We start from the raw sequence: 20684 nt of genomic DNA on the forward strand, positions 1-20684 counted from the left end.
GGTTGTCTAGTCTGGCACGCGCGCGCCGGGTCGTCGCCCACCGCCGACCGTGCCGCCCCGTCCGGTGACGGTGCCGCGGGCGGAGCCGTTGAACCGGGCCGCGAAGCGGGCGGCGAGCAGCAGCACCACCCCGGCGACCAGGCACGGCAGCAGCGCCGCGAGCGGACCGGGCCAGCGGGGCGGCTCGATCGGCACGGCGGCGTCGGCGAACAGCGGGATCCGGTCGCCGGCCGCCCACCACGCGGCCGCGGCGGCGAGTACCCCGCAGGGCAGCGCGGCGGCGGCCACGGCCAGGTACGTCCAGCGGCCGGCCCGGGCGGCGGCGCCGCCAGGCAACCCCTGCCGGCGCAGCGCGCCCAGGTCGGCGGTGCGGGGGCGGCGTTCCACGGCGGCGACCAGGACCAGCCCGGCGAGCGCGAGCAGCACGGCGAAGCCGGCGGCGAGCGGCAGGAAGCCGAGCGCGAGCGCCGGGGCCTGGCCGTCGAGGGCCACCCGCTGCCCGGACGCGTCCCGGTTCCCGGTCACCGTCAGCCCCTGCCCGGTGAGCCGGGCGGCGACGTCGGCCGGCGCGTCCGCGGCCAGCCACACCTCCGGTTCGGCCAGGCGGGTGTCGCCCAGCGCGGCCCGGTACGCGTACTCGAGGTCCTGTAGCACACCGCCATCGCCGACACCGGGCAGCGCCCGCTGCTCCGCCGCCGGGCGCACGGCCAGGGGCTTGCTGTCCAGCCCGCCGAGTTCCGTGGGCTGGGCGGACCCGCCGCTGATGGCCAGCGGCAACGGCACCGGGTGGTCGGCCGGCACCGCCACCACGTCGGTGGAGCCGCCGGCGATCGTGATCAGTTCCAGTCCGCCGGAGCCGGCCCGGACCCGGCCGGGGTCCCCGATGGCGGCCTGCCACCGGTCCGCCACGGCGAACCCGGCGTCCACGTCGGCGTCGGCGCCGGAGACGGCACGCAGGACGACCCGCGTCTCCGCCCGGCTGACCCGGCTGTACACGACCCGTACCCCGGTCAGCCGGCAGCCCTCGGCGCAGGCGGGCACCTCCGCCCGGTACGCCCCGGCGCCCTGGCGCACCTCGCCCAGCGCGGCGGTGATCAATGCCTGGCCGGGCGGGCGCAGCAGCACCTCGAGCCGGGGGCGGCTGGCGCCGGCCGGCGCCCGGTACTCCAGGTCCACGGTCAGGGTGGTCCCCCGGACGGTGATCGGCTCGGCGACCGGCGGGCGGATGCGCCCGGCCACCTCGGCGGCGTCCAGCGGGCCGAAGCCCGGCCGCCACTGCGCGACCGCCGCCAGCCGGGCGGCGTCCACCGCCAGCCGGGGCATCGTGTCGGCGCTGCCCCGGGAGAGCACCCCGACGGCCATCGCGTACCGGCCTTCGGGGTCGACCGCGCGGACCGCGGCGAGCAGGGCACCCGCGTCGACCGGCGCGACGGTGAGCACCCGCTCGGCGCCGGCCTCGGCCAGGGCCCGTTCGGCACGCGCCCGGCCGGCCACGTCCACCGCCGCGGCGGCGAAGCCGACCTGCGCCACGGCGACCGCGAGCAGGATGAACAGGCGCGGAGCGCCGGGGCGCCGGGCCAGCGCCAGGGCGCCCAGCGCCGTGGTCAGCCGGCCCCGGCGCAGCGCCCGGTGGCCGAGCGCCGCGGCGAGCGGGCGCAGCAGGCGGGCACCGAGCATCGCCACCACCACGGCGAGCAGGCCCGGCGCCAGCAGCCCCACGCCGGCCAGCCGCCCGGAGGGGCCGCGCACCTGGAGGACGGCCACCACGGCCAGCGCCGCGACCAGCGCCTCCCCGGCGAGCGCGCGCCACCAGCCGGAGCGGGCCGGGACGCTGCGCAGCAGTTCCGACACCGGCGTGGTGATTGCCCGGTACTGGGCCAGCACGATCGCCAGCACGGCGCCGAGCACGGCCAGCACCGCCCAGGGCAGGGCGGCGGCGCTGAGCCCGGCACCGGCGGTGTCGCCGAACCGCACCCGCGCGACCAGGGCCACGCCGGCATGGCCCAGCAGGTACCCGAGCGGCGCGCCGAGCAGTACCGCGAGCAGCGCCTCGCCGGCGGTCAGCCACCAGCGGGCGGGCAGCCGGGTGCCGCGCAGCGCGACCAGCGCCAACTCGCCCCGGCGGGCGGCCGTGGCGGACCCGACCGCCAGGAAGATCACGAACCAGCACAGCGCGACCATCGGCGCCGAGGCCAGCGGCACCACCTCGCGGGCCAGCCGCTGCCCGCTGTCGATCCGGTTCAGCAGGTCGGTGAAGCCGGCGAAGCCGACGGGGTGGCTGTTCTCGCCGCCCCGGGCCTGCTGGACGGCGCGGTCGGCCTCCGCCACCCGGACGCGGACCTCCGCCAGGTGCTCGCCGGCCAGCGCACCGTCCCCGGCGATCGCCTCCAGGCTGCGGGACTCCCTCAGGTGGTCCAGCGCGTCGAGGGTGGTGCGCGGGGTGAACGTCGGTTCCTGGAGGGGGTCCCGCGGGCCGGGGCGGAAGTATGGGGCGCGGCCCCAGTACAGCTCCTTGGTGTCGGTGGGCCGGTAGATCCCGACGACGGTCAGCGACGTCGGGGCACCGAACGGCGTGAAGGCCCGGGAGAGCTCGTTGTACTCGGCGTACTGGACGGTGACCGCGCGCCCCGGCTGGACGCCCGCGCGGGCGGCCGTCTCCACGCCCAGCACCACCTCGCCGGTGCCGTCGGCGCACCGGCCGGCCACGATCGTCAGGTGCTGGCAGACCCCGTCGCGCGTGGTCAGGTAGGAGATGTCGCCCTCCCGGGGCTCCACGCCCAGCACCTGGACCTGCGCCGAGTACACCCGGGTGAAGCCGGGCAGGGCGAACAGTCCGGCGGCGAACGTGTCGCGGTCCCGCCCGAACTGGAAGCCGCTGAAGACCTCGTCGGCGAGGACCGCGACCGTCCGTTCGGTGGGCGAGGCCGCCGCGACCGCGCGGGACGCGGCGGCGGCGTCGGAGGCGCCCAGGTAGACCGGGCCGGCGGTGGCCGCGGCGGTGGCCAGCGCGGCGAGCAGCAGCAGCGTGGCGGCCTGCGCCCGGCGCGCGCCGAGCGCGGCGAGGACCAGCGCGATCATGCGGACCTCCCGGCGCCGGCACCGGCCATCGCGGCGGGTTGCCCGCCGGGGGGATCGACGGGGGCGCTCGACCGGCCGGTCGAGCCGTTGGCGCCCGCCGCGGCGGCCAGCCCGCGGGCGGCGACGGTCGCGACCGCGCCGAGAACCGCCAGCGCGGCGAGCGCCGCCAGCACGGTCACCGCCCACGGCGGGATCGTGGTGCGCGGATGGCCACCCCAGCCGCTCACGAACAGCGGGAGCGGGATCTCCACCGTGTACCGGGCGATGACCGCGGTGACGGCGCCGGTCAGCGCGGCGAGCACCACCAGCGGCAGTTGGCCGCCGTAGGCGACCCGGCGGGCGGCGGCCGCCGGCAGGCCCTGGCGGCGCAGCGCGGTCAGCTCGCCGGCCCGGGTGGCCCGCTCCACCGCGCCGGCCACGGCCAGCGCGCCCGCCGCGAGCAGCACGCCGAACACGGCGGCCAGCAGCCGGAACCGCAGCGCCGCGGGCGGACCCTCGCCGGCCATCCGGTCCCGGGCGGCGGCGATGGAGTCCTCGCCGATGACCGGCAGGCCGGCCGCCGCGAGCCGGTCCCGCAGGGCGGTGGGCGCGCCCGGCGCCAGCCATACCTCGTACTGGTCGCCCGCCGGGCCGTCCAGCGACCGCGCCAGCATCTCCAGGTCGACCATGGACCCGCGCCGGCCCAGCGACGGCAGCGCTTGGACCGAGGCGACCAGCCGGTACGGGATCGCGGTAGCGCCGAAGATTCCCAACCGCGGGTCGCCGAGCACGTCCGGCGGATCCAACCGGCCGGCGACGACCAGCGGCACCGGCACCGGCGCGTCGGTCAGGTACGCCGCGGTACTGCGGATGCTGCCCTTGCCGAGGCGGGGATTGTCCGGCTGGGCCACGATCCGCAACCGCCCGTCGGCCGGCTCCAGCGCGGGCACCGCCTCCCGCACCGCGTACGAGCCGCGCCAGCGCAGCGGGTCGCCGAACGCCTCCGGGGAGATCGCCACCCCGCCGGGGCCGGTCAACCGGTACAGGTCGACCCTGGCGCCGGCCGGTGCCTGGATCCGCGGACCGCCGGGCGACTGGGCGAGCGACTCCAACCGCAGCAGGCGGCACCCGTCCGCTGCGCAGCCGCTCAACCGGGCGGGGCGGGTGGCGCGCTCGGCCCCGAACGGACCGAACGTGACCGTGACGGCGCGCCCGGCCGCGGTCGCCAGGTGCGCCCGGACCAGCATGTCGGCGCCGGGCAGCAGCGGACCCGGGTCGCCCGCGGCTTCCAGCGTGAGCGGCCCGTCGCGAAGCCGCACGGACTCGGGCACCGGTGGCCGCAGCGCCGACGCGACCGCGGCCACCGGGTGGCCGGTGCCGAACCCGCCACCGTGCAGGTCGGCCTCCGCCGGCGCCGGGGTGCCGTCCACGCCGGCCGGCCAGGCGGCCACGGCGGCCAGCCGGGGTGCGTCCACGGCGAGCACCGGGCCCGGCCCGTCGCCGGTCCGCTGGAACCGAGCCACCGCCATCGCGTACCGGCCGGTCGGGTCGGCGGAGCGGACGCCGGCCAGCAGCTCGGCGAGCCCCTGGGCCCGCACCGACAGGACCCGGTCCGCGCCCACCTGCTCGGCGGCCCGGGCGGCGCGGGCGTCCCGGCTCTCCTGCATCGACAGCGCGGCCGTCACCAGCAGCGCCACCGCCACCCCCACCAGCGCGAAGACCCGGTTGGCGCCGGGCCGGCGGGCCAACTGGGCGGACGCGAGCGCGGTACCGACGCGCCCGGCGCGCAGCGCGGCGGTGCCCAGCCGGGCGGCCAGCGGCGCGGCCAACCGGGCGGCGACCAGCGCCACGGCCAGCGCCAGCAACCCGGGCGCGAGCAGGCTGAGCCAGGTCGGCTCGGTGTGCGAGCCGGTCGCGTACGCCTGGTAGACCCCGGCCGCGGCCAGCGCCACCAGGATCAGGTCCACCGCGTCGGCCCGCCACCGGCGCCGGGCCGGCACCCGGCGCAGCAGCTCCACGACCGGCGCGCGGGCGGCCCGCCACTCGGCGGCGATCGCCACGACCAGCGCGCCCACCACCACGCCGGCCCCGGCCAGGGCGGACCGCAGCAGCGCACCGCGCACGTCCGCGGGCCCGTCCAGCTCGCCGCCGAGCGCGCGGGCCAGCAGGTACCCGCCGCCGTACCCGCCCAGCAGGCCGGCCAGCATCGGCACGGCGCTCTGCGCGACCGTGACCGTCCACACCCGCCACCCGGCGGCGCCGCGCAGCCGCAGCAGGGCCAGGTCCGGGCGGCGCTGGGCGGCGGTGTGCGCGACCGCGAAGTACAGCACGAACCAGCACAGGCCGATCAGTTCCAGCGCCGCGGCGGTGACCCCGAGGGTGATCAGCTGCTGATCCCGCCGGACCAGGTCGGCCAGGCCCGCGGCGTTCGTGGTCATCGTCAGCCCGGCGGCCTGGCTGCGCGACCGGGCCCGGGCCAGCCGGTCGGCCACGTCCGCCCCACTGGAGTACAGCGCCGCCGCCGCGATCGTCACCTCGTACCGCAGGCTCGCCTGGCGCACGCCCGCGGCCAGCAGCGTGCCTTCCACGGCGAACAGCGGCTCCGCCGCGCCCTGCGCGCCACCGCCGAGCATGTCGTTGCCGGCCCAGTAGGCGCCGAGCGGGTCCTTCGGCTCGTAGACGGCGGTGACCCGCAGCGGAAGCGGGTCGGACCCGTACGCGTGGGAGGTCAGCTTGCCGCCGGGCGCGATTCCCCACTCCTCGGCGTCGCGGCGGCTGACCGCCACCTCGCCCGGCTCGTCCGGGCAGTCGCCGGTCAGCACCAGGTGCGCGCAGACGTCGTCCCGCGCCACCAGGTACCCGCCCTGGCTACCGCCGGGCCGGCGGATGTCGGTGGACATCCGCACGTCCATCACCCGGCTCTCGGCGCGCAACTCCAGCAGGTCGTCGGCCCGGCGGGCGAACGGCTGGCCGACCCCGCCGGCGCCGGGCGACACGGCCTGGACGCCGGAGAGGATCAGCATCCGCTGCGCGACCGGCGCGGACGCCACGTCCGCCCGGGCCACGGCGCGCGCCGACGCGGTCAGGTACCAGGGGGCGGCGGCCGCGGCGGCGACGGCGAGCGTGGTCAGCAGCAGCACGGTCAGCGCCTGGGCCCGCCGGAGGGACAGCGCGGAGAGGACGAGACGGATCACCGCGCCACGCCCAGGTCGTCCGGGTGCGCGCCGTCGGCCGGGTGCCCGCCGAGCAGCAGTGTGACCGTGCCCTCCTCGTGGTCCACCGTGAACAGCGTGCCGGGCGGGAACGCGCCGAGCACCTCCGGCGGCAACTGGATGGTGCCGTCGCCCGCGACCACCGCGAAGTCCTGGCCGTCGCGCCCCTCGGCGCCGACCCGGCCGTCCCGGATGGTCACCGCGCGGCCCAGCCGGGCGCCGACCTCCGAGTCGTGGGTGACCACCACGATCGTGGTCCCCCGCTCCGCGTTGACCGTCTCCAGCGCGGCCAGCACCTCGTCCCGGCCGCGGGTGTCCAGTTGGCTGGTCGGCTCGTCGACCAGCAGCAGCCCCGGCGAGGCGGCCACGCCCACCGCCAGGGCGGCCCGCTGCCGGGCGCCGGGGGCCAGGTCGCCGACCTTCGCCGGGCCCATCCCGCCCAGCCCGACCAGGCTGAGGATGCGGTCCGGGTCGTCCAGTTCGACGCCGGCCAGGCGGGCGGCGCGGCGCTGGGCGAGCCAGATGTTGCGCTGGAGCGTCGCGTACGGGAGCAGGTTGCGGGCCGCGCCCTGCAGGACCACGCCGATCTCGGTGCCGCGCAGCCGGGCGATCTCGGTGTCGGTGAGCTTGCCCAGGTCGTAGGTGCCGACGCTGACCCGGCCGGCGGACGGGCGCATCAGCCCGGCCAGCAGCGCGACCAGCGTGGACTTGCCGGATCCGGACGGCCCGACCAGCGCCAGCATCTCCCCGGGCGCGATCGACAGGTCCACCCCGGACAGTGCGACCACGTCACCCGCGCCGGCCCGGTAGATGTGCACCACCCGCCGGCAAGCAACCGCCAACCCCGTCATGGGCGCTCCTCAGCACGATTCGGTACCGCGATCACGTGCCCGTCGGCGTCCTCGACGACCAGCAGTGTCCCCGGAGGATACGACTCCAGCGTGGACGGCGGGGGTGGGCCGGCAGGATCCCCGGCCGGCACCGCGACTTCCCGGGTAGCCGTCACCCGCCGCCCCTCCGCCGAGCATCACGAGACGGCGTAAGAGACGCGACGGCCCCGGGGGCTGGTTGCCCCACGGAACCGGAGACTTACCGGAGATTTACCGAAGCGTTATCAGAACCGCGCGGGCTCGCGGTAATTGCCCCACTCGTCCCGCAGCGCACCGCAGATCTCACCGAGCGTCGCCTCCGCGCGGGCGGCGTCGAGCAGCGCGGGCACCAGGTTCGCGTCGGTGCGCGCCTCCGCGACCAGCCGCGACAGGGCCTTGCGCACGGCGGCCTCGTCCCGGGCGGCGCGCCGCCCGGCGAGCAGCCGGCGCTGCTCCAGCTCCACCTCGTGCGAGATGCGCAGGATCTCCAGATCCTGCGCGACCGTGCCGGTGTGCACGTTCATCCCGACGATCTTCTTGGTGCGCCGCTCCAGCGCCTGCTGGTACGTGAACGCCGAATCCGCGATGTGCGCGGTGAACCAGCCGTCCTCGATGCCGCGCAGGATGCCCGAGGTCATCGCGCCGATCCGGTGCGGGCCCTCGCCGGCCAGCCGGAGAATCTGCTCGAAGATCTCCTCCGCCTGCGCCTCGACGGCGTCGGTCAGCGCCTCCACGTACCAGGAGCCGCCGAGCGGGTCCGCCACGTTCGCGACCCCGGTCTCCTCCATCAGCACCTGCTGCGTGCGCAGCGCGATCTCGGCGGAGGCGTCGGTCGGCAGCGCCAGCGTCTCGTCCAGCGCGTTGGTGTGCAGCGAGTTGGTGCCGCCCAGCACGGCGGCCAGCGCCTCCACGGCCGTACGGACCACGTTGTTGACCGGCTGCTGCGCGGTCAGCGAGACGCCCGCGGTCTGCGTGTGGAAGCGCAGCCACAGCGCCTTCGCCTCGGTCGCGCCGTAGCGCTCCCGCAGCCAGCGCGCCCAGATCCGCCGGGCCGCCCGGAACTTCGCGATCTCCTCGAAGAAGTCCACGTGCGCGTCGAAGAAGAAGCTCAGCCCCGGCGCGAACCGGTTCACGTCCAGGCCGCGGGACAGCCCCAACTCCACGTACCCGAAGCCGTCCGCCAGCGTGTACGCCAACTCCTGCGCGGCGGTCGCGCCGGCCTCCCGGATGTGGTACCCGGACACCGACAGCGGCTTGTACCGCGGGATCTCCGCCTGGCAGTACTCCATCAGGTCGCCGATCAGCCGCAGGTGCGGCTCGGGCGCGAACAGCCACTCCTTCTGGGCGATGTACTCCTTGAAGATGTCGGTCTGGAGGGTCCCGTCCAATGTGGATAGGTCGGCGCCCTGCCGCTCGGCGGCCACCAGGTACATGCAGAACACCGGCACGGCCGGGCCCGAGATCGTCATGCTGGTGGTGACCCCGGCCAGGTCGATGCCGTCGAACAGCACGTCCATGTCGGCGGCCGAGTCGATCGCCACCCCGCAGTGCCCCACCTCGCCCAGCGACTGCGGCTCGTCCGAGTCGCGGCCCATCAGCGTCGGCATGTCGAACGCGACCGACAGCCCGCCGCCCCCGGCCACCAGCAGCATCTTGTACCGCTCGTTCGTCTGCCGGGCGTTGCCGAAGCCGGCGAACTGCCGGATCGTCCAGGTGCGCCCCCGGTACCCGGTCGGGTAGAGGCCGCGCGTGTACGGGTACTCGCCCGGCCAGCCGATCCGTTCGAAACCGGGGTACGCCGCACCCTCGGGCGGCCCGTAGACGGGCTCGACCGCGGTGCCGGACAGCGTGGTGAAATCCGCGTCGCGCTTGCGCGCGGCGTCGTACCGGGCCTGCCACCGGGCGCGACCGGCGGCGATCTCCTCGGCGTTCATGGCCCGATACTAGCCACCACCCTGAACGATCGCTAAGGAGACGCCGCCCGCGCGCCCCGGCGGCCGCCGGCTACGGCTGGTACCCGGCGGCGCGCGCCTCGTCGTCGCCCACCGGCCCGGAGTGGTCCACGTGCACGTCGTCCACGAGGATGTTCACCTCGGCCACCTCGAGCCCGAGCAGGTTCTCCACCGAGTGGATGACCTTGACCCGCACCGCCTCGGTGACCGAGTGCACGACGAAGCCATACTCGATGACGATCGTGATGTTGATGACGGCGCTGCGCCCCTCCAGCCGCACCGACACGCCCCGGTCGCTGTCGTCGCCGACATCGCCGAGGCCGATCCGCTCCTTGACCGCCGCGAACACCCGCGCCACGTCCCCACCGAGGTCGTAGACGCCGGGCACCTCCCGCGCCGCGATCCCGGTGATCTTCTCGACCACCTCGTTCGCGATCGTCGTCCGGCCCCGGTCGGCGGCCAGTTCGGCGTTGTTGCGCAGCCGCTCGACCACGTGCGAGGCCACCCGCCCCGACGCGGCCGCCGCCCGCTCCACCGCGTCGCCCGCGCGCGCGACCACCTCGTTCACCCGCTCGCCGATCGGCTGCTCGGTCGGCGAAGCCGGTGAAATCGGCGGGGTCGGCGCCGGCCGGGTGGCGGAGGGCACCACGGTCCCCACGAGCGCACCCGATGCCGCGGGCGCGGCGGGCGTCTCGGGCGCGGCGGGCGTCGGCGCACCGGCCTCGTCAGAAGCGCGCTGAGCGGGGACCTCCGAAACGACATCCGTCATGGTTCACTCCCAATCGGGCGGGCCGGCGACAAGCAGCCGCCGAGGGGTCGGCATGCCCCGCGAGCGTACCGGCCGGGCACCAGCCGCCACAGCCCGCACGAACCCGTCCCACCGCCATGATCAGGGGCGGGCGAATGGCGCCCATCCACTCAGGGTCGGTCCTATTTGCCCGGAAAAACGGCCATGATGCGGTAGTGGGTCATTGCGACGGAAGGGCACCCCCCGGCACAATGCCTGCGAAGGCTTTCCGATCTTGACAGGGGCGTACACCGCGCATGGGCACTCTTCAGCGAGTTCTTCGACGGGTCCTTCCGGCGCAGCAGAGCGGCGGGAAGGGCAAGCCAGGCGGCACCGGACCACGGGGCGTCGACTACGAGGGCGCCTGGAACCAGTACGCCCGGCAGTGGAGCCAGCGCTTCCCGGGGCTACGGCACCTCGGCGACGAGTGGACCGGCCAGGAGGCCGGCGCGGCGCAGACGGTCGAGGAGTACACCCGGCTGATCGAGGAGAAGTACGTCACGCCGTACGTGACCAAGGACGACACCGTCCTGGAGATCGGCGTGGGCGGCGGGCGGACCGCCGTGCTGCTGCGGGCCCACGGCAAGCGGCTGATCTGCGCCGACATCGCGGCCGACATGCTCGCGGCCACCCGCGAGCGGCTCGGCGACGACGGCGTCGACTACGTGAAGATCGACGGCATCCGGCTGGCCGGGATCGAGCCGAAGAGCGTGGACGTGGCGTTCTGCTTCGACACCATGGTCCACATCGAGCCGCGCGACATCTACAACTACCTGACCCGCGTCCCGGCGCTGATGCGCGGCCGGCGGATCTGCCTGTTCCACCACTCGAACATGCTCAGCGAGCGGGGCTGGAACCGCTTCCTCGGCGAGTGGGACAAGAACCTGATGGGCAAGCGGCACGGCCGGTCGTTCTCGGTGATGACCGACAGCATCATGGAGCGGTTCCTCACCCACCTCGGCTACGAGATCCTGGTCAAGGACACCGAGTCGATCCCGCGCGACTGCGTCTGGGTGGTCCGCGCCCCCGAGGTCGACTGAGCGGCCCGGGCCGAGCGAACCGGCCGGCGGCGGCTACTCGCGGACCAGTTCGGCGCGGCCGTCGATCAGGTGCAGTTCGGCGTCGCAGGCGGCCGCCGCCTCCGGGTCGTGGGTGGCGAAGACCACCGCCGCGCCCCGCCGGGCCTCGTCGTGCAGCAGGTCCAGCACCCGCTGCCGGTTGGCCGCGTCCAACTCGCTGGTCACCTCGTCGGCCAGCAGCACGTCGCCGTGCAGCGCCAGCCCCCGCGCGATCGCGGTGCGCTGCTGCTGACCGCCGGACAGTTCCTCGACCAACTGGTCCGCCTGGCCGGACAGGCCCAGCCGCTCCAGCTTCTCGCTGGTCAGTCGGCGGGCGTCGGTGGGCGGCACACCGTTGGCGATGAGGGCGACCTGGAGATTCTCGCCGGCGGTGAGGATCGCGGCGAGGCCGTTGTCCTGGGGGATGATGACGACCCGCTCGGCGACGGCGTGGTCCCGGTCGCGCAGCGGGGCACCGTCCACGGTGACCGACCCGGCGGCGGGCCGCAGGATGCCGGCCATGGCGGCGAGCAGGGTCGTCTTGCCGGCGCCGGACGGGCCGGTGACGGCGAGCACCCGCCCCGGCCAGGCGGTGGCCGAGACATCCCGCAGCACCGGACGGTCGGGGGCGTAGGCGACGCTGACCCGGTCCACCACAACGGTCTTGGTCATCGCTCCTCCAAAGGTGCCTCGACGGGGACGAGTAGCAGCGTGCCGTCCGGCTGGGGCTGTACGCGCAGCAGGGCGCCGGGACCGAGCGCCGCGGCGAGTTCCGGGGGCAGGTGCAGGCTACCGTCGCGGCCGAGGACGCTGTAGTCCTCACCGCTGCGCCCCTCGGCGCCGACCCGGCCGTCCCGGATCGTCACGACGCGGTCCATCGTGCGCGCCACGTCGGGGTCGTGGGTGACCAGCACGACGGTGGTACCGGCGCGGTGCGCGCCGGCGAGGGCGGCGAGCACCTCGTCCCGGGCGGCGGCGTCGAGTTGGCTGGTGGGCTCGTCGGCCAGCAGCAGGCCGGGCCGGTTGGCCAGGCCCACCGCGAGGGCGAGCCGCTGGCGACCGCCGGGCGCCAGGTCGGCCGGGCGCACCCGGGCGGCGTCGGCCAGCCCGACCAGGCGCAGCACCTCCCGCGCCGCCGGCCGGACCCGTCCGGCGGGCGCCCCGCGCTGGGCGAAGCGCACGTTCTGCTCGGCGGTCAGGTACGGCAGCAGGTTGCGTTCGCTGCCCTGGAGCACGACGCCCACGTCGCCGGCCCGCATCCGCTGCAACTCGGCCGGGCCCGCCTTGACCAGATCGTGCTCGCCGACGCGCAGCCGCCCGGCGGCCGGCGGCAGCAGACCGGCGAGCAGCGAGAGCAGGGTGGACTTGCCGGAGCCGGACGGGCCGACGAGCGCCACCGACTGGCCGGGCGCGATGTCCAGGTCCACGCCGGAGAGCGCGACCACGTCGTACCCCTCCAGGCGGTAGATGTAGACGAGGCCGCGGCAGGTCACGCCGATGGGTGCGGCGGCGGGCGGCGCCCCGCCCGCACCGCCGATCTCCAGCAAGCCCGTCACGGATGTTGGAACGCGCACGGCCCCGCGCGAGGTTGCCGCGGTACCGGCCGTTGTCGCACTGAGATCCGCTGTCGCCACGGATCCGGTACCGGCCGCCGGCTCGGACCGCCGCCGACTCAGAGCGCGGCGAGGAGCCGGTCGGCCGCGGCGTAGGGGTCCAGTTCGCCGTCCGCCACCTTCTCGGCCAGGGACTCCAGGGCCGTGCCGTGCCGCACGGAGCCCAGCCGCTCGCGCAGCGTGCCGAGCGCGATCGCCTCGACCTCGGCGGCGGCCCGGCGCACCCGCCGGGCCCGCAGCTCACCGGTGTCGGCGAGCCAGCCCCGGTGCTTGTCCACGGCGGCGAGCACGTCCTCGATGCCCTCGCCCCGGGCGGCCACCGCGCGCACCACCTGGGGGCGCCACTGCCCGGGCGCCCGCTCGCCCAGGCCGATCATGCCCTGGATGTCCCGGTAGGTGGCGTCGGCGCCGTCGCGGTCCGCCTTGTTCACCACGAACACGTCGGCGATCTCCAGGATGCCGGCCTTGACCGCCTGGATGGCGTCCCCCATGCCGGGGGCGAGCAGCACGAGCGTGGTGTCGGCCAGCGACGCGACCGCCACCTCGGCCTGGCCGACCCCGACGGTCTCCACGAGGATCACGTCGCAGCCGGCGCCGTCCAGCACGCGCACCGCCTGCGGGGTCGCCGCCGCCAGGCCGCCGAGGTGGCCCCGGGACGACATGGAGCGGATGTAGACGCCGGGGTCGGTGGCGTGGTCCTGCATCCGCACCCGGTCACCGAGGATGGCGCCACCGCTGAACGGGCTGGACGGGTCCACGGCCAGCACGCCGACCCGGCGCCCGCGCGCCCGGTACGCCCGCACCAGTTCGTTGGTCGTGGTGGACTTGCCGACGCCCGGCGAGCCGGTGAGCCCGACGACCTCGGCGTGCCCGGCGTGCGGGGCGAGCGCCGCGGCCACCTCGGGCAGCGCGTCCGCGCCGGACTCCACCAGCGAGATCAGCCGGGCGACCGCGCGCGGGTCGCCCACCCGGGCCCGCTCGACCAGGCCGGGCACGTCCCGTCCGGTCATGCCTGGGGCACTCGCAGCAGCAGCGCGTCGCCCTGGCCGCCGCCGCCGCACAGCCCGGCCGCGCCCAGGCCGCCGCCGCGGCGGCGCAGTTCGAACGCGAGGGTGAGCGCGAGCCGGGCGCCGGACATCCCGATCGGGTGGCCGAGCGCGATCGCCCCGCCGTTGACGTTGACGATCTCGGGGCGCACCCCGAGCTGCCGGGTGGACTGGATGCCGACCGCCGCGAACGCCTCGTTGATCTCGACCAGGTCCAGGTCCGCCGCGGTCAGGCCGGCCTTGGCCAGGGCCGCCGAGATGGCGTTCGCGGGCTGGGCGTGCAGGGAGTTGTCCGGCCCGGCCACCGCGCCGGCCGGGCCGATCTCGGCCAGCCAGCTCAGCCCCAGCTCCTCCGCCTTCGCCCGGCTCAGCACGACCACGGCCGCCGCGCCGTCCGAGATGGGCGACGCGGAACCGGCGGTGATCGTGCCGTCCTTCGTGAACGCCGGACGCAGCCTGGCCAGCGACTCCACCGTGGTGTCCGGGCGGATGCCCTCGTCCTCGGTCAGCACGATCGGCGCGCCCCCGCGCTGCGGTACCTCGATCGGGGTGATCTCGTCGGCGAACGCGCCATTCTGCTGGGCCGCGGCGGCGCGCCGGTGGCTGGCGGCGGCGAAGGCGTCCTGCTCCTCGCGGCTGATGCCGAGCCCGGCCCCGTGCCGCTCGGTGGACTCGCCCATCGAGCAGCATTCGTACGCGTCGGTGAGCCCGTCCAGCGCCATGTGGTCCTTGACGACCACGTCGCCGTACTTGTAACCCTGGCGCTGCCCGACCAGCAGGTGCGGCGCGTTGGTCATGGACTCCATCCCGCCGGCCACCACGATCTCGAACTCGCCGGCCCGGATGAGCTGGTCGGCCAGGGCGATCGCGGCGAGCCCGGACAGGCACACCTTGTTGACGGTCAGCGCCGGCACGGTCATCGGGATGCCCGCGGCGACGGCCGCCTGCCGGGCCGGGATCTGCCCCGCGCCGGCCTGGAGGACCTGACCCATGATCACGTACTGGACCCGCTCGGGGGCGACACCGGAGCGCTCCAGCGCGGCCCGGATCGCCACGCCGCCCAGCGCGGTGGCCGGGAAGTCCTTGAGGTTTCCCAGCAGGCGACCCATCGGGGTGCGCGCCCCGTTGACGATGACCGAGGTCATGTTCCGCCCGCCTTCCTGGCACCTGAACGTTGGGTTAGGCCACACTATCGCCATGACCGAGCAGCCCCGGCCGGCACCCGCCGCCGACTTTGTCACACGGGTCGGCGTCCTGCGCATCGACCACGTCGGCATCGCGGTGGCGGATCTGGACGCCGCGATCGAGTTCTACGGCCGCACATTCGGCATGCGCTGCCTGCACCGGGAGACCAACGAGGAGCAGGGCGTCGAGGAGGCCATGCTCGCCGTCGGCCCGGACCCGGCCGGCGGCCGCGTGCAACTGCTCGCCCCGCTGTCGCCGCGCTCCACCATCGCCAGGTTCCTGGACCGCAACGGCCCCGGCGTGCAGCAGGTGGCGTACGAGGTGGAGGACGTGGCCGCGGCCGCCGAGGCGCTGCGGGCGCGCGGGGTGCGCCTGCTCTACGAGCGGCCGAAGCGCGGGACGGCCGGCTCACTGGTCAACTTCGTCCACCCGAAGGACGCGGGCGGCGTCCTGATCGAACTCGTCGAGAAGCCCCACCCGGAGCGCTAGTGCGTGCGCACCAGCAGGCCGTCATACTCCAGCACGCACAGCGTCTGCGGGTCCCGGTCCAGCGGATACAGCCCGGAGAGGGCGAAGCCGGCCGACTCGTACACCGCCAGCGTCTCGGCCAGGCCGGGGCGTCCGCGGCGCGCGCCGGGCGGGATGAGGACGGACTGCAGGCCCACCACGTGCGCGCGGCGGTGGCCGAGGCCGGCGAACGCGGGCAGGTCGTGCCCCCCGGCGTCCAGGCGCAGGAACAGGGCTTCGGCATGGTTGCCGGCACCGCCGGGGAGCAGTTCGTCCAGCAGCGTGGCGAGCCGGCGCCGGCGGCGGTCGGGACCGTCGTCGGCGCCGACCGCGATCCGGTGGGCCGACCAGCCCGCGTCGTGCGCGGACCACTGGGCCAGTTCCGCGTAGCGGTGCGGGTCCGGCTCGAAGGAGAGGATCCGGCCCCGGTACCCGACCCGGCGCAGCAGTTGGCCGTACTGCCCGGCGCGGGCGCCCACGTCGACGACCACCGAGACCTCGTACTGGGCGAGCAGGTCGGCCAGTTGCCGCTCGGCGATCCAGGTGAACAGGCGGCGGTCCCGGTGCCACCGGTCCCCGGGCGAGGGCCGGGGCGGTGCCAGCAGGGCCGCGTGCGGGCCCGAGTCCACCAGCCGGAACCGGGCCGGCCAGGGCTCGCGGCGCAGCGTGTAGGTGCCCGCGCCGACGTGGTCCAGGTGCAGCCCGAGGCGGGCCAGCGCCCGCCGGGCGAGCTGCCGAACCGTGGTCGCCATGGCCCCTCCCGCCGAGTCCGCCGCGGCCGGTGCGGCCGTTCGGCGGGGGGATCTTAGCGGTCCACGTCGATGCGGTGTGGCACGCCTGCGAGCTGGGCAGCGTGAGCGGCGCGAGGGGCGATCGACCACTTTCGCGGTCGGTGATCTTACCGGTACTACCGGGCTAAACGGGCAAAGTAGATCAAGGTCCGGCAGAATACCCGGCGACATTAGCCCCGGCGCCTTGCGTTGCACCCCGGGTCGTCTGCCAGTATGTGCCAATGCCCCAGCAGCAGCCGCCTCAGTCAACCCTCGCGTTCTTTGATAACGCCAGCACCCAGCACGACTTCACCGTCGTCCTGCGTGGTTACGACCGTGGGCAGGTCGACGACTTCGTCGGCCGGCTCAACGCCGCTCTGTCCCAGGCGGATCAGGCTCGTGCCGAGGCCGAGCAGCGGATGAACGACGCGCAACGCCGGCTCCGCCAGGCCGAGCAGCGGCTCAACGCGATGGAGCAGAAGCTCACCGACACCAACAAGCAGCTCGAGGAGAACAGCCGGCCCACGCTGTCCGGCCTCGGCACGCGGGTGGAGCAGATCCTGCGGCTGGCCGAGGAGCAGGCCAACGACCACCGCAGCGAGGCCAAGCGGGAGTCGGAGGGCATCCTCTCCGCGGCGCGGCTGGAGGCGCGGGAGATCACCGACAAGGCGCGCGCCGAGGCCGCCGCCATGAAGGCCACCGCCGAGCGCGAGGCCGGCAACGTGCGCACCGCCGCCGAGCGGGAGGCCGCCGAGGTGCGGGTGCAGGCCCGCCGGGAGGCGGACACGCTGCGCGCGGACGCGGACCGGGAGACCAAGCAGCTGCGCACGGTCACCGCGCACGAGGTGGCCGAGCTGAAGTCCACCGTGGAGCGGGAGGTGGCCACGCTGCGCGCCACCGCCGAGCGGGAGATCACCCAGCAGCGGGCGAAGGCGGCCCGGGAGGCCGAGGAGAAGCGCGCCGAGGCGACCAAGCTGCTCACCGACGCCCGCGACAAGCGGGACAAGGACCTCCAGTCGCTGGCCCTGGAGATCGCCGAGCGCCGGGAGAAGGCGGAGCGCGAGGAGTCCGAGCGGCACGCGGCCCAGCTGTCCGCCACCCAGAAGATGGTCGCCGAGGCGGAGCAGCGGGCGCGGGCCGCCGAGGACCGGGCCAAGGAGATCGAGCAGCGGGCCGAGGCGCGCCGGATCGAGTCCGAGCGGCACGCCCACGAGACCGTGGAGAAGGCGAAGGCGCTGGCCGAGAAGACCCTCTCCGAGGCGCGCGCCGAGGCGAAGCGGCTGGTCGGCGACGCCCGCACCGAGGCCGACCTGACCACCCAGCAGGCCCGGCGCGAGGTCGAGGACCTGACCCGACAGAAGGACGCGGTTACGGCGCAACTGGGACAGATGCTTTCCGGTCTGGCGGGTATCGTTCCTACCGTGGCACCGCCCGGCGAGGCCAAGGGCGGCGAGAAGGCGCCGGGCAACCCCGGCGAGGACACGGACCGGGTACCGGCCGGCAACGCCTCCAGCTGAGGGGCCGGAGTCCGAGGAGTTCGCACGTCCCGCCAAGCCGGTGTGTAACCGAGCGAGGCGGGATGTTGCGTGTGAGGATGGAAAACATGTCACAGGGCAGCGATCTGTTCGATCTGACCGGCGGTGGCGCGGAGCCGGGATTCGAGGTGGTCCGCCGGGGCTACGACAGGCGGCAGGTCGAGCGCTACGTGACGCAGGTCGAGGGCGAACTGGCCGCCCTCGCCGGTGAGCGGGACCAGGCGTACGCGCAGATCCAGGCCCTCGCCGGGCAGCTTGAGCAGATCCAGATCGAGGTGGTGGACCTGCGCCGGCGCGGCAGCGCGCTGGAGCAGGTGTCGTTCCGGCACCTCGGCCCCCGGGTGGAGCAGATCCTCGCCATGGCCGAGGAGCAGGCCGAGGAGATCCGGGCCAGCGCCCTGCAGTCCATCGACGACCGGCGGGCCGAGGCCGAGCGGGTCGTGGCCGAGGCTCAGGAGAAGGCGCAGACCGCCATGCGCGACTTCGAGATCGCGCTGGCCGACCGCCGGGCCCGGGAGGAGAAGGCGGACGTCGAGCGGCGCACCGCCGTGGTCAACGAACTGGCCGCCGCCGAGCGGAAGGCCAAGCAGGTGCACACCGAGGCGCAGGAGGTCGCCACGCGCGCCCGGGCCGAGGCCCAGCAACTGCTCGACCAGGCCCGCCGGGAGGCGGCCGAGCTGACCACCAAGGCCGACGAGTACGCCCGCCGGGTGCACGCCGAGGCGGACCAGTACGCCGAGACCACCCGTACCCAGGTGGAGAAGGAGCTGAGCGGCCAGCGGGCCAGCTTCGAGAAGGAGCTGGGCGACTGGCGCGCCCGGGTCGAGCAGGAACTGGGCGAGTGGCGCGGCGGCGTCGAGCGCGAGGTGGTCACCCGGCGCACCGAGGCGGAGCGGGAGGTGGCCGAGCTGCGCGAGGGCGCCGAGCGCGAGGCGGCGACGCTGCGGGAGAAGGCGCAGCGGGAGGTCTCCGCGCTACGCGAGGAGGCCGAGCGCGAGGTGGCGGCGCTGCGCGCCGAGACCGACCAGGTCACCGCCGAGCAGCGGGTGGCGGCGGAGCGCTTCGCCACGGACACCCGCGCCGAGGCGGAGCGGGTGCGCGCCGAGGCGCACCAGCGCGGCGAGCAGGCCCGCGCGGAGGCCACCGAGCTGGAGCAGCGCCGGGACGCGGCGCAGGCCCGCCTGACCGAGCTGGAGAACGAGCTGGAGCTGTCCCAGGAGGAGCTGGCCGGCATCCGGCAGCAGGTCGCGGGCGCCCGGCAGGAGGCCAAGCTGGTCCGGCGCCGGCTGGCGGAGGTGCAGGAGCAGCTCGCCGCGCGGCAGGGCCGGCCCGGCGGCAAGCCGGCCGAGGCCCGGAAGGCACCGGTGCCGACCAGCCCGGCACCGGCCGGCGGTGCCGCCGAGCCGGCCGCGGACAGCGCCCCGACCGAGGTGGTGGCGCCGGTCGACGGCGCCAAGGCCGAGGCCGGCGCCGGCGAGGCGGTGGATTCCGCGAAGACCGAGGTGATCCGCACCGACGGCGCGGCCAAGCCGGCCCGGGCGGGCGGCAAGGCCGAGCAGCCGGCCTCCTCGTCCCGTCGCTGACGGGGTGTGGCTGGGCGGTGCGAAGATGAGCGCCGGCGATCCCGGTCGCCGCGCTGACACCCCCTCGCCCGCGGAGGCCGCCGATGCCCGAGACGATCGACGACGCCCCGGCGGAGCCGGCCGAGCCAACCGCCGCCGGGGACGCCGAGCCGGCCACCGCCGGCGCGGGCGGCGGCACCGGGCCGGTTGAGCACAGGTTCGGGCTTCCCGGGCGGCCGCTGCGCCGCAACAGCTTCCTGATGGGGTTCACCGCGACGCTCGGCGTGCTGCTCGCGTACAGCCTGTACCTGGCGGTGCGCAGCGCGGCCTCGATGCTGGTGCTCATCTTCATCGCGCTGTTCCTGGCGATCGGGCTGCACCCGGCGGTGGTCCGGCTCCAGAAGTGGCGGGTGCCGCGCGGGCTGGCCGTGGCCATCGTCGCGCTCGCCGTGGTGCTGCTGCTCATCGGGGGCCTGTTCGCGCTGGTCCCGCCGCTGGTCGGGCAGGCCGCCGACTTCCTGAAGGCGCTGCCGGGCTACATCGAGGAACTCAAGCGCAACGAGACGCTCAACGACCTGAACAGCCGGTACGACATCATCGACCGGGCCAAGTCGTTCGCCAGCAGCGCGACGGTCAGCGGCGCGGTGGGCGGGGTGTTCGGCGGCGTCCGGCTGCTGTTCGGCGGCATCTTCAACGTGCTGACCGTGCTGATCCTGACGATCTACTTCATGTCCTCGTTCGAGCGGGTCAAGACCTGGGGGTACCGGCTGGTGCCGGCGTCCCGACGGCAGCGGGTCCAGCTCATCGGCGACGAGATCCTCACCAAGGTGGGGGCGTACATGGTCGGGGCGCTGGCGATCGGCCTGCTCGCCGGCGCCAGCACGTTCGTGTTCCTGATGATCGCCGGGGTGGCGTACCCGTTCGCGTTGGCCGTGGTGGTCGCGGTGACCGACCTGATCCCGCAGATCGGCGCCACCCTGGGGGCGATCGTGGTGACGATCGCCGGCTTCGCCACTTCCACCCAGGCCGGCGTCGCCAGCATCGTGTTCTTCCTGCTGTATCAGCAGGTGGAGAACTATCTGATCTATCCGCAGGTGATGAAGCGCTCGGTGGAGGTGAGCGACCTGGCCGCGATCGTCGCGGCGCTGCTCGGGGTGGCGCTGCTGGGCGTGATCGGCGCGCTGATCGCCATTCCGGCGGTCGCCGCCATCCAGCTGATTGTCCGCGAGGTGGTCTTTCCCCGGCAGGACGCTCGCTGACCAGCCGATCCGTCGCTCGTCCGGGCGGTGGAGAGGCCTGTCGCCAAGTGGACACAGCACCGGGACGGGACGGCCGGCACCCATAGCATCGGTCCCGTCCGCCGGGCCCTGGGCGCCGTCGCGGGTCTACCTGCCAACCGGCCACGCGCCGATCCTGCCCGGAGGGGGCTGTCCGTGAGCCAATTCAGTTCCGACGCCGTGATCATCGGGGGCTGTGGCCGGGTCGGCCTGCCGCTCGGCATCGCGCTGGCGTCCCGCGGTCTCAAGGTGGT

At 75.3% G+C, this 20684-nt stretch carries 15 protein-coding genes; 5 read left to right on the top strand and 10 right to left on the bottom strand.

From position 1 onward, the window contains the following. Positions 1-6 precede the first annotated feature (6 nt). The 5 genes from KJS59_RS18750 to KJS59_RS18770 form a co-directional block, all read right to left on the bottom strand. Positions 7-3078 carry an FtsX-like permease family protein gene (locus tag KJS59_RS18750; protein WP_213454223.1) on the bottom strand — a complete coding sequence of 1024 codons (3072 nt, stop codon included), beginning with the start codon at positions 3076-3078 and terminating at the stop codon, positions 7-9. Beyond that, entirely contained in the window at positions 3075-6251 is a 3177-nt protein-coding gene (locus KJS59_RS18755) for an FtsX-like permease family protein (RefSeq protein WP_213454224.1), read from the bottom strand. The genes KJS59_RS18750 and KJS59_RS18755 overlap by 4 nt, the downstream gene beginning before the upstream one ends. Then, positions 6248-7120, bottom strand: coding sequence for an ABC transporter ATP-binding protein (locus KJS59_RS18760; protein ID WP_213454225.1), 873 nt, complete (start codon positions 7118-7120; stop codon positions 6248-6250). Before KJS59_RS18760 ends, KJS59_RS18755 begins: the two co-directional genes overlap by 4 nt. 263 nt (positions 7121-7383) lie before the next feature. After that, positions 7384-9072, bottom strand: a complete 1689-nt coding sequence (locus KJS59_RS18765) for an acyl-CoA mutase large subunit family protein (RefSeq protein WP_213454226.1) — start codon at positions 9070-9072, stop codon at positions 7384-7386. A 70-nt stretch (positions 9073-9142) separates the two neighbouring features. Further along, on the bottom strand, positions 9143-9859 hold the full coding sequence (locus KJS59_RS18770) for an Asp23/Gls24 family envelope stress response protein (protein WP_213454227.1): 717 nt from the start codon (positions 9857-9859) through the stop codon (positions 9143-9145). Positions 9860-10134: 275 nt separating this feature from the next. Here KJS59_RS18770 and KJS59_RS18775 point away from each other — a divergent pair, with 275 nt between their 5' ends. Continuing rightward, the gene (locus tag KJS59_RS18775; protein WP_213454228.1) at positions 10135-10917 is read left to right on the top strand and encodes a class I SAM-dependent methyltransferase; all 783 of its coding nucleotides are present in this window, start codon (positions 10135-10137) and stop codon (positions 10915-10917) included. A 33-nt stretch (positions 10918-10950) separates the two neighbouring features. Here the strand turns inward: KJS59_RS18775 and KJS59_RS18780 are convergent, their stop codons facing one another. The 4 genes from KJS59_RS18780 to KJS59_RS18795 all read right to left on the bottom strand — a co-directional run bounded on the left by KJS59_RS18780 (position 10951) and on the right by KJS59_RS18795 (position 14739). Further along, complete coding sequence (locus tag KJS59_RS18780) at positions 10951-11607, bottom strand: ABC transporter ATP-binding protein (protein ID WP_213454229.1); 657 nt, start codon at positions 11605-11607, stop codon at positions 10951-10953. Next, the gene (locus KJS59_RS18785; protein ID WP_306345179.1) at positions 11604-12491 is read right to left on the bottom strand and encodes an ABC transporter ATP-binding protein; all 888 of its coding nucleotides are present in this window, start codon (positions 12489-12491) and stop codon (positions 11604-11606) included. The genes KJS59_RS18780 and KJS59_RS18785 overlap by 4 nt, the downstream gene beginning before the upstream one ends. 116 nt (positions 12492-12607) lie before the next feature. Further along, positions 12608-13558 carry a methylmalonyl Co-A mutase-associated GTPase MeaB gene (gene meaB, locus KJS59_RS18790; RefSeq protein WP_213454230.1) on the bottom strand — a complete coding sequence of 317 codons (951 nt, stop codon included), beginning with the start codon at positions 13556-13558 and terminating at the stop codon, positions 12608-12610. Next, positions 13555-14739, bottom strand: a complete 1185-nt coding sequence (locus KJS59_RS18795) for an acetyl-CoA C-acetyltransferase (protein ID WP_213454231.1) — start codon at positions 14737-14739, stop codon at positions 13555-13557. Before KJS59_RS18795 ends, meaB begins: the two co-directional genes overlap by 4 nt. Before the next feature lie 52 nt (positions 14740-14791). Between KJS59_RS18795 and mce the strand changes: the two genes are divergently transcribed. Further along, positions 14792-15268, top strand: coding sequence for a methylmalonyl-CoA epimerase (gene mce, locus KJS59_RS18800; RefSeq protein ID WP_213454232.1), 477 nt, complete (start codon positions 14792-14794; stop codon positions 15266-15268). Here the strand turns inward: mce and KJS59_RS18805 are convergent. Further along, positions 15265-16038: a class I SAM-dependent methyltransferase gene (locus KJS59_RS18805; RefSeq protein ID WP_213454233.1), complete on the bottom strand. Its 774-nt coding sequence runs from the start codon at positions 16036-16038 to the stop codon at positions 15265-15267. The genes mce and KJS59_RS18805 overlap by 4 nt on opposite strands. Positions 16039-16298: 260 nt before the next feature. Here KJS59_RS18805 and KJS59_RS18810 point away from each other — a divergent pair, with 260 nt between their 5' ends. The 3 genes from KJS59_RS18810 to KJS59_RS18820 all read left to right on the top strand — a co-directional run bounded on the left by KJS59_RS18810 (position 16299) and on the right by KJS59_RS18820 (position 20412). Next, positions 16299-17573 carry a DivIVA domain-containing protein gene (locus KJS59_RS18810; protein WP_213454234.1) on the top strand — a complete coding sequence of 425 codons (1275 nt, stop codon included), beginning with the start codon at positions 16299-16301 and terminating at the stop codon, positions 17571-17573. 86 nt (positions 17574-17659) lie between these two features. Continuing rightward, entirely contained in the window at positions 17660-19174 is a 1515-nt protein-coding gene (locus KJS59_RS18815) for a Laminin subunit beta-1 (RefSeq protein ID WP_213454235.1), read from the top strand. Between the two features lie 83 nt (positions 19175-19257). After that, entirely contained in the window at positions 19258-20412 is a 1155-nt protein-coding gene (locus KJS59_RS18820) for an AI-2E family transporter (protein WP_213454236.1), read from the top strand. Positions 20413-20684 lie beyond the last annotated feature (272 nt).

This window comes from Rhizomonospora bruguierae (assembly GCF_018397995.1).
Lineage (GTDB): Bacteria > Actinomycetota > Actinomycetes > Mycobacteriales > Micromonosporaceae > Rhizomonospora > Rhizomonospora bruguierae.

Bases quoted from the DNA above. Each gene is read 5' to 3' on its own strand.
- KJS59_RS18750 (WP_213454223.1), bottom strand. From the start codon at position 3,078: ATGATCGCGCTGGTCCTCGCCGCGCTCGGCGCGCGCCGGGCGCAGGCC.
- KJS59_RS18760 (WP_213454225.1), bottom strand. From the start codon at position 7,120: ATGACGGGGTTGGCGGTTGCTTGCCGGCGGGTGGTGCACATCTACCGG.
- KJS59_RS18765 (WP_213454226.1), bottom strand. From the start codon at position 9,072: ATGAACGCCGAGGAGATCGCCGCCGGTCGCGCCCGGTGGCAGGCCCGG.
- KJS59_RS18770 (WP_213454227.1), bottom strand. From the start codon at position 9,859: ATGACGGATGTCGTTTCGGAGGTCCCCGCTCAGCGCGCTTCTGACGAG.
- KJS59_RS18775 (WP_213454228.1), top strand. From the start codon at position 10,135: ATGGGCACTCTTCAGCGAGTTCTTCGACGGGTCCTTCCGGCGCAGCAG.
- KJS59_RS18780 (WP_213454229.1), bottom strand. From the start codon at position 11,607: ATGACCAAGACCGTTGTGGTGGACCGGGTCAGCGTCGCCTACGCCCCC.
- meaB (WP_213454230.1), bottom strand. From the start codon at position 13,558: ATGACCGGACGGGACGTGCCCGGCCTGGTCGAGCGGGCCCGGGTGGGC.
- KJS59_RS18795 (WP_213454231.1), bottom strand. From the start codon at position 14,739: ATGACCTCGGTCATCGTCAACGGGGCGCGCACCCCGATGGGTCGCCTG.
- mce (WP_213454232.1), top strand. From the start codon at position 14,792: ATGACCGAGCAGCCCCGGCCGGCACCCGCCGCCGACTTTGTCACACGG.
- KJS59_RS18805 (WP_213454233.1), bottom strand. From the start codon at position 16,038: ATGGCGACCACGGTTCGGCAGCTCGCCCGGCGGGCGCTGGCCCGCCTC.
- KJS59_RS18810 (WP_213454234.1), top strand. From the start codon at position 16,299: ATGCCCCAGCAGCAGCCGCCTCAGTCAACCCTCGCGTTCTTTGATAAC.
- KJS59_RS18815 (WP_213454235.1), top strand. From the start codon at position 17,660: ATGTCACAGGGCAGCGATCTGTTCGATCTGACCGGCGGTGGCGCGGAG.
- KJS59_RS18820 (WP_213454236.1), top strand. From the start codon at position 19,258: ATGCCCGAGACGATCGACGACGCCCCGGCGGAGCCGGCCGAGCCAACC.